We start from the raw sequence: 17,111 nt of genomic DNA on the forward strand, positions 1-17,111 counted from the left end.
GGGGGGACTAAGGTCATCGGCTCACAATCAAAACCCCGATAGAGGTCTATCATATCTTAGTTACTTTGGTAGCCTAGGTGCACAGGGGCCAGATAGGATAAGATATTTAGGGATCGATTTGGCTAGGGGTTGATAATTGTATTGATTTTGCATTTGGTACTCCAGGCAGATTGGAAAATATGAAGTGATAATACGAAAGGAAAGCAATAAAAGCAATCCCCTTTGGAGATCGACTCCATAGGGGATTGCTATCAATTATAGGGCAACAGGTGTTATTTGAAGGGTCGATTTTCCATCCCTGTTCTTGGTCTCACTTGCTACCAGTAAGGTGTTGTCCAAAAGCAGCGCCGAAGGTGCGGATCCTATTCCGTCTAACTTTGCCATTTGCTGTACATCTCCCGATCTAATATCGATCGGGCGATACCTAATCTGACTCCCTTTTTCGGAGTCGGAAGTTTGCCAAACGAATATGGCTTGTTTTTCATTGCTTGCCAAGGTAGCGTTGCTCGCTTGGTTGTCTAGAATAAGGAGTCTATTCCCTTCTTCGGTAGCTAGGCGAATCCCAGGAGCCGTGGGTGCGGCCGAAAACCAAGCCACAAAATTGCCCAAGGCCGTAGCCGATGAGGTTGGGCCTGAATGTGGACAGCCATTGATCTCCCAATTGTCGGCCAATATAATGGTAGGCTCAGAAAAGCTTAGACCATGATCCGTCGATACCCGATGGGCCATGTCGCGGATGTTATTGATGTTGGAGCGATAGTAGATATTGAGCTTTCCTTGGAAGTCGGTTAACAAGCTCACATTACAGCAGTCGCACACGAAGGGGTCGATAACTCGCTCAGAACCAAACTGACCCTGAACAGCCGTCACTATTCTGAGGTCCCTTTCGTGCGGGTTCCCATTGTCCTTGAGGTATGCTACGGCCACCTCGTCGTTGGCCATGATGGTGGCGTCGAAAAAACCACGAATGATACCAGTTGTTTTGTCTTTATGTACCGTTCGGGGAGTGGTCCAGGTCTGGCCCTTATCCTTGGATACTACATACATGATCTGGAGCTCCGACGGCCGCCCACCTCCATGGTCGCTATGCTCGTCGTGGGCGGCAGTGGCCACAGGGTTGTCGGCATACACCGCTACTAAGGTGCCATCTTTTTGTGCTAGTACTTTGGGACGCATGAGCCTGGAACTACTCAAACCTGCACTTTTGACCACCAAAAGTTTTTTGGAAAAGTGCTGGCCTGCATCGCTCGATGTAGCCCAATACAAGTATTTGACACCATGGTCATCGGCTTCCGTCCATGATAGCCCTACCTGGCCCTTCTCCAGGGCCAGTAGGGTGGGTAGGGAGTAGGAACGCGTCGTATCTTCAAAATTACGAGTACCCGAGGCTTGAAGGGAATAAGCCCAAAGTAGTACGGCCATTGTGAAGAGGACGCTTCTAAATTGTTTATTCATCAGCTTAAGTATAGGAGGTTGAAATGTTTTAAATAAAAATCCAAAATTTAGAATCGATAGGTAAGTACTCCCGAGACATTCCGCGGCTGGATTTTATCTATAAAGGAAGTCCGATAGGCATCGTATCCTACTTTGTTGAATATATTATTGGCCAAGCATCTAACACCCCAATTTTTGTTGATCTGGTATCCTATTTGGGCATTTACCAAGGTATAGGCCTTGTTGAGCCAAGGCTTGTTACTAGTGTCAACACCATGGGTTGTATAGCCGGCTTGAGTCCAGTCGTTATAGGGACGCGACCCTAGGTAGTATACTCCGGCGCCGAAATTCAAATGGGCCAATTTGCCTTCGCGAACCGTATAGTTAACCCATCCATTGAAAGTATGGTGAGGGGTATTATTGGGGGCCGATCCTTCTACATTGACTTCGGTATTCCGATAGGAAGCGTCGATATAGGAGTAACCCAGGATGGTTTCAAGATTTTCGAGAATTCTTCCGGTTAATTCTATTTCTACTCCCTGGCGGCGGTCGTCACCATTGGCACGGTACACGTTCCTTCCCTCTATGGTAATTGGTGCATTATTGATGTCGTAAAGTTGCTCAATAATGTTACTCTGTTCTATTCTATAGAGGGTTAAATTGAACCTTAACCGGTTATTCAACCAATCGGACTTGATACCAGCCTCTAATTGATTGACGAAACCATTCCCAAAAGTATTGCCGTTTGCGTCGATTTGACTGACGTTTTCAGGACGTGTACTGTTGGTATAAGAAGCGAAGACATTCAGCCCTTTTTTGACGGATACCATCATTCCGACGATGGGGTTCCAAAAGTTGGTACGGGTGAAAGCAGAACTTAGCGGATCGTTACTCTGATTGGTACTGTAGCGTAACCCTGCAAAAAGCTTGACCCGGTCGGCTAGGGTGATGACGTCCTGGGCCGTCAGTCCCATATTGGTGGTTTTGCTGATGGTCTCACCGGTTGAGGTAAAATTGGCCGTTCCATAAGGAAGGGTGTTGCTGATGGATTCTGGATCGAAAATATCGATGACCCCAGGGATGCTGATCGTATTGTACGATGCTTGGGTAAGGTCTGTGATTTTATAGTCGACTCCCACCATAAAAGTATGCTTCAGAATTCCCGTTTGTAGGGATTCGCCTACCAAATCGAACTGAACTACCGTGTTTTTGTCGATTCTTGGGAGGCTGTGACTGATGGACCGGGTGTAAAGGTGCAGTTGTTGATCGTTTACCCCTGGGCTACTTGCGACCGGTGTTAAGGAGGTTCTGATGGCGTCAGCATCGAAATTGGATCGGTATACCGCTCCACGTACATATAGTTTTTGGGCAGGGTCAAGGTATCTTTTAAATCGAGCCGTGAAAGTCGAATGCTTTGTGATAGAGAGATCCGACTTGAATCCTAACATTCTATCATCGGGTATGTCGTAGATCTCATTGCGGCGATTGGTCAGATACTGCAGGTTGGAGCTGCTAACAGGTAGGGTAGGGTCAAAGTTGGGGTTGGGGTCCACCGCCATATTGACTGTTCCCGCATCAATCGACTCATTGACGTTATAATAATCCATTTCCAGAGTTATTGTAGTTTGTTCGTTGGGACGGAAGGCCAATGATGGGTTGATATAAAAGGATTCCTTTTGCATGCCCTTTCTGAATTTACCACCAGTCTGATAGGCCCCGTTGATGCGGAAGGCGATGGTTTTGGACTCGTTCAGAAGGCCTTGGAAGTCGAAAGTTGGTCTAAAAAGATTGAAACTTCCACCCCGTACCGAGACGGCCCCTTCGGTTTCGAATTTTGGAGTCTTGGTCACCACATTGACAATTCCTCCTGGCGCCCCAAGGTCGGTCGCCTGTCCTGAGGCCTGTCCGAGGCCTTGAGTTACCGATGCGGAACCTTTCATGACCTGTATACTCTCTACTCCCTGCATGTCGGTAGGGTAGCCCATACCTCTAAAATCGGTCATTACACGTACGCCGTTCTTCAGCGTAGGGATTCCTCGAAACCCTCGGGCCGAAATACTCTCTTTTACTCCTCCATAAGTAGAATAGGTGTATACCCCTGGAATATTTCGAACCCCTTCAATTACTGACAGAGCGCCTTGCTTTTCTATGAGACGGTCTGAGATCACCGAAATGCTTTGTATCTGATCGCTGGGCTTAAGAGGAAGACGGGTAATGGCCTCCAGCTTGTCAGGTTGTTTATTCCTGTCGCCAAATACCTCTACGGTCTGTAATTCGTTAGTCTGGTCCTTTAAAATGACCTTGATCCTACGGTTCTCATTGCTACCTAATTCAATGGTTTCCTCCTTAGTTTGAAAACCTAGCAATGAAAATCTTAGCGTTACGGCTCCAGATGGCAGGCCCGATAAATGGAAACGGCCTGAGGCATCGGTGGTAGTGCCTTGCCCGGTATTGGCGATGCTGATATGAACCTGCACTAAGGGCTCACCGTTTTCCGAAGCTACTTTTCCCAGTATAGAGCCATTCTGTTGGGCCCAGGCCTGGGTGTTAAGGAGTGCTAAAAGGATCAAGATCCCCACAGCTATTTGATTGATTCGAGGTAGATTTAAAATATGCATTGTTTGTTTATTTGGACTAATTATAATTTAATGCAAAATTGCACCTCGATTGGGGTACAACGCTATCGTAATTGGGATTAATTATATTGAAAACGGGAGTAAATGAACTGGAAGTTTAAAGCATTGGAGAATGGGGAGGAGGAGAGCGGCCTTGTGGATAGTGGCATGCTCCAAGAAATATCGGTTCTGGAAGACCCTGCCGTGCTGTTTTGGGAAAAGAATGAGCATTATGAGATCCTGGCCTATAAAAATGTAGTTGGTGGGCGTCTGATCCTAGAGCCAACAGCAGAAGAGTATTTTTTACAATTGTATTTTTGTCTTTCAGGTAGCACGACCTTGATCGACACCTTAGGGCAACAATCGTATGAAGCCGGACAATGTGCTGTGCAAAGATCGGGTTTAATGCTAGGTACGCATCAAATAGAGTTTGCGGAGGCAGGTTGCCAGGCGTTAATCATGTACCTCTCCGAGGAATTTATGGGTCGATATACCGCTACCGAAGAGTGGAAACCAGTTTATAAGGATATAAAAACAGGAAGCTCTTCTATAAAAGTTTCAGTACCCATGCAGCAGCATATGGATCAACTCTTAAATTGTAGTAAACCAGAGCCATGGAGACGCTCTTTTATCGATTTGAAGGTGGCAGAGCTTTTATTAAGCCTATTGGACGCTAGTCAGGATGCCAGTCCCGTAGTTCGTGAACCACTACATCGTGATCAAATAAAACTTGTCGAAGCCAAAAAAATTCTAGATGTGGAGTTCCGAAAGCCCCCTACGATTGTCAATCTTTCCAGAAGGGTAGGCCTCAATGAGTTTAAACTCAAAAAGATATTTCGTCAGGTCTATGGAACCACCATTCGAGGGTATATTACGAATGTTCGTATGGGAAAGGCACAGGACTTGCTGCTTAGTAGAGAATATAATATTGCTGAAGTAGCCGATTTGGTAGGCTATGGCAGTCCTTCCCATTTTACATTGGCCTATAAGAAGCATTTTAACTATTTGCCCAGTGATATTTTACAGAGTATGAATTGAAGGGATAAAATGGGAAGTAGGATAAAAGGATTTTTACTGATATTAAATATGGCTAAGTGTCAAAATGTGTTTTTAAAGTTTTTTTAATAAATATTTGATCAAAATATTGTTTTGTTTTGAAGGTTGCGTTATTATGCTTAAACTTGCCTATCCTTAAAAAATTCTAGTATGATGTACCTATTCCCAAAATATCGGAAGACTTTTCGCCAGTTTCATGAATGGGCTCGTACACGCAGATTATTTAGGGAAATTAATTGCGGTTTTACTGACTATTCCTAATCCTAAAACAATTTAAAACCAAAACAATCCTAACCCATTATTCAATATGCGAACATTTAAAAAATGTGTAGCCGGAACCTATCGAGGTTCCGTGCGTTACACCTTAGCGCTCCTACTGGGAGCATCTTATGCCGGGCCCATGTTGGCGGCCCCTTTGCCAATAGACGTTCTACAGGTGGACCGTAAGGTGATCGGTACCATTACTGACGAATCGGGAGAGACCATGCCCGGGGTGACCGTCCTACTTAAAGGGACAAGTCTTGGAACCACTACTGATATCGACGGAAACTTTCAGTTAAACATTCCCGAGGCTCAGCTTGGCAATGCGGTTATGGTTTTTAGCTTTATTGGTTATGAGCAGCAAGAAATACCTTTGGGCAGTCAGGCCAGAATTGATTTGATATTAAAGTCGTCGGTTAGCGTTTTAGACCAAGTAGTGGTTGTAGGTTATTCTTCGAAAAAGGTAAAGTATCTCTCAAGTTCAGTAGCCACTATCGATAATAAAAAGCTTAGAGATGTTACTTCTAATGAACTTCCTAATTTATTACAAGGGAAGGCTCCAGGGGTGGTTGTCTCGACTAGTTCAGGTGATCCAACGAGTGCAGCACGTATATTGATAAGGGGTGCGGGTACCATTTCGGCAGGCACTACTCCACTGACCGTGGTAGATGGAAACATAGGTGGGTCCTATAATCCGGTTGATATCGAGAATGTTACGGTGTTGAAGGATGTGGCTGCTACTGGACTCTATGGCTCACGTGCCGCCAATGGAGTCATTATCGTGACGACTAAGTCGGGGCAGCCTGGTAAAACAAAATTCAGTTTTAATAATACCCTAGGATTTGCTACGGCTACCACTGGGAAATTCAAATTGATGGACGCCCAACAACTTTACGACTACCAATCTACATTTTATGACCGTGACCCTTCGGTAGTTAACACCAATACGAACTGGTGGAATGAGGCGTTTAGAACTGCCGTGGTCAACAATCATAATTTGTCGGTATCTGGGGGCAACGAAAAAACCACATTTTATATATCAGGAAACTATTACAAGGAGCAGGGAACTTTAGTCGAAAACGACAAAACGGGATATAACTTCCGTACGAATTTGCAGTCCAAGTTGACAGACAAATTAACGGCTAAGGTGCTCTTCAACGGTACATTTACAAAAGATAATTATGCCAATAGCAATACCTTATACGATGCCTATAATAATATGCCTTTCGACCCAGCTTACGACGAAGATGGAAATCCGACGGATGGACGCACCTATCCAGATTGGCAAGGACGGGATCGGGAAAACTTCTTGCATTCCATCCAATACAATTATTCCAATGCCAAGAGTCTGACTATCAATACCGATATCAATTTGGATTATGCCATTACCGATGAGTTAACCTTTTCAACCTATAACAGGATATATTTTGGCAATGGGCAGTCGGCAAGTTATAATGATACCCGTACCAAACAGGGTGGTGCTAACGGCGGGGAGCTCTATAATGGGTCGACCTATGGGAATCGGTTGTTGACTTCTAATCGCCTGCGTTATGAGAAGGATTTTGGCCTGCATGGTATTAGCTTATTAGGGGTGGCCGAGGCCGAAAAATCTTATAACAGCAGTGCCTCATCGTCGGGTAAGGGATTGCCCCCTGGCAGGGATGTGATGTCGGTGGCTACGACGGTATTGTCGAATCCCACAGGAGAGTACGAGCAGGTAATGTTCCGGAAGTATCTGGCCACAGCCGACTACAACTATGACAACCGGTATTTTTTGGTTGGGTCCGTGGTGAATGAATTTTCATCATTATTTGGAAGAAATAACCCAACGGCCAATTTTTACCAACTAGGGGCCTCTTGGGTATTTAGTAACGAGGACTTTTTAAAAGACAACAAGACACTCACCTTCGCCAAGGTTAGGGTGAGTAATGGTACGGTGGGTAATGCCGACGGAATCAGCAATTTCGCTTCTTTGGGACTTTACAGTATCTCGCAAGCGGCCAGCTATTCGGGCTTGCCCGGTGCAGCGCCATCGCAAAAAGGAAACCCTGATCTTACTTGGGAAAAAATACGTTCGTCCAATATTGGTTTTGACCTGAGTTTTTTCAACCGGATAGATCTGGTAGCCGATGCGTATGTTAAGGAGGCTAGTTCACTCCTGTACCGTCAACCCTTAGCAGCCACAACCGGATACAGCTACGTATGGGTCAATGCCGGCTCAGTTCGTAACAAGGGTTTTGAGTTTAGCCTTACTTCTACCAACATAAAAGGGAAAGACTTTAGTTGGGAGACAAACTTGAACATGGCCTTTAATAGAAACAAGGTTTTGGAGCTTAGCGACGGATCGGAGGTATTCAATTCGGGAGCCAGTCAGCCTATAGCCGTAGGTCATAATATGGACGAATGGAATATGCCTATCTGGGCAGGTGTGGATCCAGAAAATGGAGATCCTTTATGGGAAAAAATAACCTACGATGCCAATGGCAATGCTGTGAAAAGCGTGACCAATCAATATTCGGAGGCCCAAACCGCCGATTCGCGTCAATTTACAGGAAAGTCAGCTTCTCCTAAGTTTACTGGTGGGTTGTCCAATACCCTTGATTATAAAGGGTTTACGCTGTCGGCATTTTTGAATTTTGTGTATGGCAATACGATCTATAATGGTAGTCGCTTCTATTTTGACAACGACGGATTATATGAGAGTTATAATGCGATGGTATTGGCCGATGGCTGGAACCGTTGGGAAAAGCCTGGTGACATTGCTACTCACCCTAAGCCTGTTGTAGGTGGAAATAAGGATTCCAACCAAACCTCATCTAGATATTTAGAAGATGGTAGCTACATTCGTCTTAGAAATATTCGTTTGGGGTATTCAGTACCTAGCCAAGTGGTCAATAAGCTTGGATTTAATGCCATATCTGTATTTGTAAGTGGGGACAATCTTTGGACAGGAACCAAGTTTTCGGGGCCAGACCCGGAGGTGTCTTTGACCCAAGTTAACCAAAGCTCGGGGGTTTCAACGATTCGTTACCCCATTAGTAAAAAAATCCTTTTTGGTGTTAACTTTTCATTCTAAACTACAGGATCATGAGATCAAATTCAATATATAAATTTTTGTTAATGGGAAGCCTCGCCTTAGGGTCGGCATCCTGTAAGGAGTATTTTGAGCCCACGACGGCTATTGATGAAGAATCTGCCCTAACCAATGCGGGGGACGTCGAAACGGCTACCATCGGGACCTATGCCGTGTTGTTAAATGCCGCCTATGTTCGTAGTGTACATTTCTTAATGGAGTTTCCTAGCGATGAAGTTGCTCAGGGTCAGTCTTCCAGCGATGACCTTACCCGGGCCTACCGATACACCCATATCAATACTTCTGGTCATGCGACCAATTTTTGGGGCCAGGCTTATAAGGTAATCGCGGCGGCCAACAAAATTATTGCCTACGTCCCTGATGACGCCTCTACTACACTCCGCCAGCTTAAGGGGGAGAATATGTACCTCAGAGCTATGATGCACTATAATTTGGTACGGGTATTTGGTAGACCATATAGCCAAGGAAATGGCGAAAACCCAGGCATCCCCCTACTACTAGAAGGGTTGTCGGAAGAGGAGCAAAATGACATTTCTAGAAGTTCTGTGAAGGAAGTTTATGATTCGGTTATAAGCGATTTGTTGAAAGCCGCCGATCTGATGTCCGAAAACAAATCTAACTCTTTTGCCTCCAAAGAAGTAGCCTATGCCTTGTTATCTCGGGTTTATCTGTACAAGGAAGATTATGTAAATGCAGTTAAATATGCTGATTTGGTCATTGATTCCGGACGGTATAGCCTTACTCAGGGTTCAGAGTTCAGTGGTTACTTTAAGACGGCTCCTGCCAGCAACCCAGAGACGATCTTTGCAATTCGTCATATGCCCGTTCAGGATAGAGGCTTTTCGGCTATTGGCTCTATGTACTTCAGCAGCGACCCTTCTGGCACCCCACAGGGCCAGGGCGTGAGTGGCTGGGCTGAAATATATGCCTCGCAGAAATATATCGATTTCCTTTCGCAACACCCTGACGACCTGCGGAAGAATTTTATAAGCCCTTATATGGTGGACGGCGAACTTCAGCATAATAAGAAATTGACGCCTACCACGCCCATGTATTATATCAATAAGTATTCGTTGCAGGAAGGTGTGATCAATTTGAGTTCGCCGGTCTATCTCAGATTGGCCGAAATATACCTGAATCGGGCTGAAGCCAATGCGCAACTGGGAAATACTCAAGAGGCCTTAGAGGATGTTAATTTGATACGCACCAGAGCTGGACTTCCTGATAGCGAGTTGTATACATCTAGTAATATGGGCTCCAAGAGTTTAATGGATGTGGTATTGGAAGAGCGCTGGTTAGAACTTGCTTTTGAGGGGCATAGGGCTTATGATCTTTTTAGAAATAATAGACCCATGGAGCGGGATTATCCTGGAACCCATTCCTTAAATAATACGCCGACTACCAATACTCAGCAGCGTGTAATGCCTACCGATGACCGAGTGATATTTTTTATTCCTCAGGTAGAGATTGATAGGAATAGTAATTTAACCCAAAACCCATAATTTAGATACCCTTAATGTATTGAAATGGTGCCGTCTCTAAGTAAGTTAGGACGGCACTTTTTTATGTCCCTCCCCCTCTGAAGGAAGTTTTGATAATAGGATGTTCTTAACTTGGTTGAATTGGGGATACCTTGCCCTCTTTCAATAGCCAGCCGATTATTTTTAAAATAATAGAATGATATGAAATTTACAGCGTTTATATACTGACTGAGTTGCTCGTGTTTATAGGTTTTAACGATTAATAAATATACCAGCTTTTGAATCTTGAGATGGTTCCACGTTAGTTGATAGGCTAGTGTGTCCTGAAAAGTAGTGCAAATCTAATGGGTGCTAACCTCATATTATTGCGTATTAACCCCATAATAGGATTCGTTGACGACATATATTTCTAGAGATAACGAAAGAATTGTACTTTTAATCAAAACAAACACAGAAGGCATTAGCCCTGTAATATTAAAAATAATATATCTTACTATTCGGAATGAAAACAAGTGAAAAGGAACTGAAGGAGATCCATAGGCTGTTGCAGCTGTACTTAAACGAAATTGAAGCTTCCAATCTTAAACCTTTATCGGCTCAGATGTACCAGACTCAGTCCATCAACTTCGTAAGATGGATAAGCGGGGACTTTGTGCCCGGCGGGCACCTGCGAAAGGCACAGGAAAAGTAATTGAACGATATGGTGTCACCATATCGCAACTTTGCTCAAACGTTAGGGCCTCCATTGGGGGGCCTTTTTTAGAATTAGTAACCTTCTTAACTCGATTTTGTTAGGGGTAAGCTAATGATAAACTGGGCAAAAGCACCCACTTCGCTTTCTACCCAAATACTTCCTTGATGATCCTGAATTATTTTCTTACAAATGGATAATCCAAGGCCATAGGACTCTTCACCCAGTGTGCCCGCCCTATTGCTATTACCAGGTTGGTCAAATATCGAGTCGATCATTTCGGGAGGGATTCCTATTCCTTCATCACGAATTTCTATTTGGGCATAGTCTGCCTTTTTCTGATGTAGGGTTACTTGAATACGTTTTCGGGGTTTGCTGAACTTAATGGCATTAGAAATCAGATTATTTATGGCCCTACTAAGAAGCAACGGCTGTGCCATGGCAAAGAGCGAAGGAACGGCATGTATGACTATTTCTAGCTGTTTGAGTTGGGCAGAAAATTTCAATTCATCCACACAGTTCTGGATCAGTGCCGACAGCTCGATCGACTGAAAAGGTTCCTCGTCGTCCTTCTCAATATTAATCAAACCTTCAACCATCATGACGGCCTTGTCGTTGGACTGCTGCATCAATACCAGCATATCCTGATGTTCAGGATCTATTGGTTCGGGGATGACTAGGTATTTGCCGTATTCCTGAATTTTTAGCATCGGAGTATGAAGCTCGCTAGCGACACGTCCAATGAGCTCGTCCATTTGACGATTAGTAACCTGAAGGTCGGCCAGGCTGGTGCTAAGCAGCCAATTCCTAAAGTCCAGCTCTTGATGGAAGCTATTGACTTGTATAAGCCCTTTCTGCGCCATTCGGTAGTAGTAGACGGTGAGTATAACGCCCAAAACTACAAATAGGGTGATGATTAGGATAAATACCAGCCAAGAAGTACGATATTGGTTATTTACAAATAGCTGCTGATGAAGCCCCTCCTGATCGAGCCGAACAAACTCATCCTTTAGTCGAAACGATTGTAGATTGGATAAGGAGTTTCTTTTTTGCGAAGTACGTTCCAATACCTGAGTCAGCTCCTGGTAAGCTTGTTCATATTGGTGATTTGCCGCCTTAAGTCGACTTACCTCCGACAAAAGTTCCGATTTAAGTTCTGGCTGAGGTAGTACTGCCAGGGACCGATCCAGCTGATTGAGCCAGTGGTTGGCGGAGTCGGCTAGGTGCATCTTCCTGTATAGCCGACCAAGGGTCATCATGGTTTTTTGGCTGTCCTTGTTGAGTACCTGTTTTTGCTCTTGCCAAGCCTGGGCCTTTAGGGCATGTTTAAGGGACTCTTTGAGGTGTCCATTTTTTTCTAATCGACTCGATTCTTGTATGTCCAAAACTGCTTTGGCTTCCTTAATATAGGTATCCTTAGAAGGAAATCGTTGGGCGCCATCCTGCAAGAAGGTTTCAGATTTTTGGGTGTAATATATAGCGCTGTCCATGTCGTTAAGCTGATCGAAACTTAGTGCAAGGTTATTTAATAATTCTTGTCGTAAAGCATAGCTTTCGAAGTCATTAGTACAATTGGCCGTGAGCTGAAAGCTCTTTCGAAAGGATTCTTTAGCATCCTGGAACAGTCCCTGCCGATAATACACCATTCCTAGGCGATATTGATGATGGCCTTGGCTGCATGGATCGACAACCTCAGGAATGCGCATACGGGCGTCATAATAATTTTTGAAGGCCGCTTTATAATTGCCTAGTTGAAAATTAAAGTCGCCCTTTAAAAACAAACTGAGGATATACAAATGCAAATATCTTGGTTCCGCCTTGTCATGAGACCATATATCGTGTATGCTGTCGAGGGTGGCTACCGCCAATTCTGGTTCCTGTCGGGATTCGTAATAATTTCCCCCAAGGAACAAAAACCTGCGCATAGAGTCTAGGGGGCTATGCATAGTCCTACTCGAAAAAGCTGAGTCGAAATATGCTTTCGCTTTACTCTCCTCCCCTTTATCCAAATATTGTCGCGCCCCACTAACCATAGCATCTATGAGAAGCTCAGATTGGTCATTCTGCTTCGGTTTATGCTCGCAACCAAATAGTAATAATCCGATGGCAATACCGCAACAGCATCTAAATAGACGCTTACTGAAAACTATTTGTCGAGCTTTCGTCCATTCCATGCTTTGAGATTTTTGTTACTGTAATTATCAATGATAGTAATTTATCGAAAAAATAATAAAAATATCTCGATAAATAGATAAAGTCATACCTATAAAAGATATAGTATAAATTCTGCTAATTTAGTCATACTATATGCTTTGTCGCCGGAGTGCGGCGAATTATTATTTACTGGATCGCCTCCTGTAGTAAGCCTTTGCCCACTGAAATTGTGGAAATTGGATCCTTATTGCTGCACAACTATTTTCTTTATGGATAGAATTTTGTCCAAAAGGGGTATGCCTCTTTATCTTTAGATTCGAGATTTCAAAAAAGTAACTTGAAAAGGTAGCCCGAATTGATTATTTTGCGGTTTTTAAATAAATTTATTAATTATCCTCGCTTTAGCTTTTTGTACTTTTTGACTTTTCTGGGACAATAAAAGTGAAGACATCGGGTTTTTAAGATTATATTATTCCTTCCCCATCTTTAATTTGTGGCAGAGGCCCATAGTATTTGTATGATTGCAGGTTCAACGTTATCAAAATATAATTATCGAATTGTTAGTGCTTTCTTTCTTTTAAGCTTTCTATTTTCAGGGGTTGCTCAGGCGCAGACGGGTTACGACTTTCAGAAATTGGTCGACCTTTCCAATAAAATTAATGCGAACCGTCTTAAGCTCACCGCCGATACTACTTGGCATAAAATTCAGCTCGGCGCTAACTTTAACCAGGGGTCCTTTAGTAGCAACTGGACAGGTGGAGGGGTGAGTTCGGTAGGGATAGGAACGTTTTTGAATGCCCTCTTCGAAAAGAAACGAGGGAAAAATGCCTGGAGAACCGACTTTCAGTCACAGTTTGGCTTCGTGAAGAACCAGGGGCAGGAGAGTCGTAAAAATATGGACCGGATTTTTATTGACTTCAAATACAGCCGAACCTTGAGCCCTAAATGGGTGATGTTTGCGAATATTAACGGACAAAGTCAGTTTGCTTCTGGCTACGACTATTCAACACAAGGGGATTCACTGGAAATAAAGAAAAAGGTTTCCAACCTTTTGTCCCCAGCCTACATCACCGAATCTATTGGACTGGAATATAAGCCAGTTCCTTATTTTTTCCTTGATTTTGCTCCCGGGGCCTTTCGGCAGACTGTCGTTGCCGATCGCAACTTGTATGTCAATACTCCCGATCAAAAGAACTATGGCGTTCCTATCGGCCATCGGATTCGATATGAGTTGGCATTGATGCAAATAGTAGCCAACTACAATAAAGAGATCTTCAAGCAGGTGAATTTGAAATTCAGGTATCAATTTTATTCCAATATAATCAACCCATTCAATGCCGATCACCGCTTAGACGCCTCTCTGACGGCCAAGGTCAACAAGTTTGTCAATGTGAACCTGAGTTCTATCGTGATTTATGACGACGACCAAAGCGGGGATATACAGTTTGCCCAAGGCTTGAATATTGGCTTTTTATACTCCTTTTAAGTGTTACGAGAAAGCCCCGGCGACCTTTGAATGGGCTGCCGGGGCTTTCTCGTTTACCTCTATTTATTTTTGTTTCTTCTTCAGCTTATTCTTCTTTCTTAGATTTTCATCGTCTTCCATTCGCCTTTTTTGCATGGTTTCGGTTCTATCCATTTCTTCAGATTCCGAAAAGGCCTTCCAGTCAAATTCTTCATCAAAAGGATCTAAGGCCTTCTGGGGATCGAAAAGCCGTGTGTCGATGGGAACCGCCCTATAAGGTGTGAAATCGGGAGTGGCCGTCAATAAGTCGCTCAAACTGGTGGCAGTAGCGTCGTATTGGTTCAAATAGGGGATGCCTAGGATATGCCAGAAAGTTTTAAATATGCTACCAAAACTATAATGGTCATGACCGACATAGTTCCGCTTTACGTAGGGCGATATGGTCATTAATATACTCCTATGGGCATCCACATGGTCTACGCCACCTTGGGGGTCATCTTCGGTGACTACAATGAGCATGTTTTTCCAGTAAGGGGTATGGGATAGGAACTCGATGGTACGTCCCAGGGCCAAGTCATTGTCGGCCATATAGCTCTCGGTAAAGGGGAATCCGGCATGAGCGCGTTCGCGGGTACCGTGGTCGTTGGGTAGCATTAAGGTGAGTACCGACGGCAGGGTTTTATCTTCACCGATCCATTTCTCTTTGAACTCATCCATAAAAACATCGGCCCTGAACTGGTCGGGAATCGACATATTATAAGTCGGGAATATCCTGGAAGATTTATCGTATAGGGGAGCGGGCAAGGGGTAGTTGACCAAGTATAACTCCCCAATATGCTTCATCGTACTATCCGAATAGTTAGCAGCCATTTCCACCCCAAATCCAAAGTTGAAGAAGTCCTTTTTGTTCCTTTCCAGGTGGTCCCAAATAGATCCTGCTTCATTATAGTCCTCAGGATAGATGCTGCCCGTAGAGCCGTAGAATGCGAGGTTACCAGGGGCCTTGGAGTCCGATCGCATGCTTCTCTGACCACCATAAGCGGCCGTGGTGCCGGTTTCTACCCATTCGTTGGGGTAGGTATTCACGAGCCAGCGGTGCCCGTCGGCCGACACGTCTGAGTCGCAATAGAAGTTGTCGGATATCGCAAACTGCCTCGCCAATGCTGCATGGTTGGGCATTACATCCACGCCTTTTAAGGACAGGGTGTTGGCTTTATTGCTAAAGTCTTTTCGTAGCCCGTACCTGGCGATGGTGGAGTCTCCGTTTCCGCCCTCATGTTGTCCAAAGACTTCATCGTAGGTCCTGTTTTCTTTAGAGATAAACACAATGTGCTTGATAGGGCTTTCCGATGCGCCGGGATAGAGCGGGATAGGATGTTCGGACTTTTTGAGCGCTACATCCGTGAATCGAAAATTATTATCCTTAACCTTTAGCGTCAATTCTTTGAGTTCCCGATCGGTCGGGATGTCCATTACCGACACTGTTCCTTTCATTAGGCTACCAATGTAGCTACCTTCAGGCCCAAGGGTATGATCGCGGCCACCATTGGGTCCACTGCCTAAGCCTTTGGCATTGGTGACTATGAGTTTTGTCCCATCGGGGCTAGTTTTTACCTTGGAGGGGAACCAGCCAACCGGAATGTGTCCTACCACCTGCTTGGTTGGGATATCGATCACCGCTACGGCATTTATTCCCGATTCGGCTACATAAAGTCGATTTTGGTCGGGCGATACGGTGAGTCCGAAAGGGATAATGCCCCTTAACTGGCCTAGCCGTGGTTCGGGATTTAAAAAAATATTTTCGACGATGGTATCCTTCTTCATGTCGATAACCGACACGCAATCATTATTTCCATTGCTTACGAATACGTAGTCGTCGGTGGCGGCCAGGGAGTTGGGGCTGCTGCCTCCTACCGCCGGGAAGTCTTCTACGAGCTGCCCCACCAGTATTCCGGTCTTAATCTTGGACTTGATTTGAGGTTTAGGGCCATTTAGGTCATAACTCCAAACTGAAAAAGCCTCCGGTGCATTGGGGTCGCCTAAGGGTGGAACCCCTTCAGAAGGGATTCCCTCTATCATTTCCTTAGATCCATAACGGGTAGAGGGCCATTTATGCCCGGTCTCTTTAAGATTCTTTTTGTCTAGGTCGGTAAAGGGTTTATATTCAAACACGCCGACATTCGCTACATAGATCCGTTTTTCATTGGGCGATAAACAAACCCCGAACGGGTAGCGACCCGTGGGGACATTGTGAAGTATTTTTTTTGTTTTGGTGTCGATCACCAATAATCTGAAACCAATTTGATCGACCGCATACAGGGTACTTCCGTCTTTAGAAAGCGTCATGTCGCCTATATAGCCATGGCTATAGTCGAGGCCGTTATCTTGGGCCTCACAGGCAATGGACCCCTTACTGTCGCCAGTTTGAGGATCGAAAAGGAATATTTTATTGGCTTGCCCTCCCGCCACATACATGGTCTGGTTGTCGGGGGCAATGGCTAAGCCCATAAAACAAGCCTCCAAAATACCTTTATCGGTACTGTTCCCTTCGGGGATTTGTCGGATACTCGCCTGCTGCTCCAGCACCTGCGAAAGGATAGAAATAGACAAAGGGCTGGTACCCGAATTGGCCGTTACGGCCAGTTTCCCATCGGCACTAACAGTCAATCCGTAGGGGTGAGGGGCAACGGTATGTTGTTGGCCATAGGGGGTTAGGAATCGGCCATTTGGAATGGTGGTAACCCCATTTTTATTTTTCGAAATGTATGCTTTTCCGGCTGGGGAGTCGGCCACCCATTTCTGAGCCTGGGCCAGTGGAGCGGCCAGCAGGGCGGTTATGATTAATAGATGCTTCATGGTT

At 44.8% G+C, this 17,111-nt stretch carries 9 protein-coding genes; 5 read left to right on the forward strand and 4 right to left on the reverse strand.

Annotated features, from left to right (window positions below; translation table 11 throughout):
• Positions 1-255 precede the first annotated feature (255 nt).
• Positions 256-1,455: a sialidase family protein gene (locus CLV98_RS07000; protein WP_109673614.1), complete on the reverse strand. Its 1,200-nt coding sequence runs from the start codon at positions 1,453-1,455 to the stop codon at positions 256-258.
• A 47-nt stretch (positions 1,456-1,502) separates the two neighbouring features.
• Positions 1,503-4,052 (reverse strand): TonB-dependent receptor, encoded by a 2,550-nt coding sequence (locus tag CLV98_RS07005; protein WP_109673615.1) that lies wholly within the window; start codon positions 4,050-4,052, stop codon positions 1,503-1,505.
• Between the two features lie 102 nt (positions 4,053-4,154).
• Here CLV98_RS07005 and CLV98_RS07010 point away from each other — a divergent pair, with 102 nt between their 5' ends.
• The 4 genes from CLV98_RS07010 (at position 4,155) to CLV98_RS07025 (ending at position 10,632) form a co-directional block, all read left to right on the forward strand.
• Entirely contained in the window at positions 4,155-5,087 is a 933-nt protein-coding gene (locus tag CLV98_RS07010) for a helix-turn-helix transcriptional regulator (RefSeq protein ID WP_109673616.1), read from the forward strand.
• A 325-nt stretch (positions 5,088-5,412) separates the two neighbouring features.
• Positions 5,413-8,442: a SusC/RagA family TonB-linked outer membrane protein gene (locus CLV98_RS07015; RefSeq protein ID WP_109673617.1), complete on the forward strand. Its 3,030-nt coding sequence runs from the start codon at positions 5,413-5,415 to the stop codon at positions 8,440-8,442.
• 11 nt (positions 8,443-8,453) lie between these two features.
• Positions 8,454-9,962, forward strand: coding sequence for a RagB/SusD family nutrient uptake outer membrane protein (locus CLV98_RS07020; protein ID WP_109673618.1), 1,509 nt, complete (start codon positions 8,454-8,456; stop codon positions 9,960-9,962).
• Positions 9,963-10,443: 481 nt separating this feature from the next.
• Positions 10,444-10,632 (forward strand): hypothetical protein, encoded by a 189-nt coding sequence (locus tag CLV98_RS07025; protein ID WP_109673619.1) that lies wholly within the window; start codon positions 10,444-10,446, stop codon positions 10,630-10,632.
• Positions 10,633-10,718: 86 nt separating this feature from the next.
• Here CLV98_RS07025 and CLV98_RS07030 read toward each other — a convergent pair whose 3' ends face one another.
• Positions 10,719-12,806 carry a tetratricopeptide repeat-containing sensor histidine kinase gene (locus CLV98_RS07030; RefSeq protein WP_109673620.1) on the reverse strand — a complete coding sequence of 696 codons (2,088 nt, stop codon included), beginning with the start codon at positions 12,804-12,806 and terminating at the stop codon, positions 10,719-10,721.
• Positions 12,807-13,303: 497 nt separating this feature from the next.
• Here CLV98_RS07030 and CLV98_RS07035 point away from each other — a divergent pair, with 497 nt between their 5' ends.
• Complete coding sequence (locus CLV98_RS07035) at positions 13,304-14,272, forward strand: DUF3078 domain-containing protein (RefSeq protein WP_109673621.1); 969 nt, start codon at positions 13,304-13,306, stop codon at positions 14,270-14,272.
• Between the two features lie 63 nt (positions 14,273-14,335).
• On the opposite strand, the gene CLV98_RS07040 is transcribed toward CLV98_RS07035, so the two are convergent.
• Positions 14,336-17,107, reverse strand: coding sequence for a bifunctional YncE family protein/alkaline phosphatase family protein (locus CLV98_RS07040; protein ID WP_109673622.1), 2,772 nt, complete (start codon positions 17,105-17,107; stop codon positions 14,336-14,338).
• Between the last annotated feature and the right edge of the window lie 4 nt (positions 17,108-17,111).

The sequence above is a fragment of the Dyadobacter jejuensis genome, from assembly GCF_003149085.1.
In the GTDB taxonomy this organism is placed as follows: Bacteria; Bacteroidota; Bacteroidia; order Cytophagales; family Spirosomataceae; genus Dyadobacter; species Dyadobacter jejuensis.

Bases quoted from the DNA above. Each gene is read 5' to 3' on its own strand.
- CLV98_RS07020 (WP_109673618.1), top strand. From the start codon at position 8,454: ATGAGATCAAATTCAATATATAAATTTTTGTTAATGGGAAGCCTCGCC.
- CLV98_RS07030 (WP_109673620.1), bottom strand. From the start codon at position 12,806: ATGGAATGGACGAAAGCTCGACAAATAGTTTTCAGTAAGCGTCTATTT.
- CLV98_RS07035 (WP_109673621.1), top strand. From the start codon at position 13,304: ATGATTGCAGGTTCAACGTTATCAAAATATAATTATCGAATTGTTAGT.
- CLV98_RS07010 (WP_109673616.1), top strand. From the start codon at position 4,155: ATGAACTGGAAGTTTAAAGCATTGGAGAATGGGGAGGAGGAGAGCGGC.
- CLV98_RS07005 (WP_109673615.1), bottom strand. From the start codon at position 4,052: ATGCATATTTTAAATCTACCTCGAATCAATCAAATAGCTGTGGGGATC.
- CLV98_RS07000 (WP_109673614.1), bottom strand. From the start codon at position 1,455: ATGAATAAACAATTTAGAAGCGTCCTCTTCACAATGGCCGTACTACTT.
- CLV98_RS07040 (WP_109673622.1), bottom strand. From the start codon at position 17,107: ATGAAGCATCTATTAATCATAACCGCCCTGCTGGCCGCTCCACTGGCC.
- CLV98_RS07025 (WP_109673619.1), top strand. From the start codon at position 10,444: ATGAAAACAAGTGAAAAGGAACTGAAGGAGATCCATAGGCTGTTGCAG.
- CLV98_RS07015 (WP_109673617.1), top strand. From the start codon at position 5,413: ATGCGAACATTTAAAAAATGTGTAGCCGGAACCTATCGAGGTTCCGTG.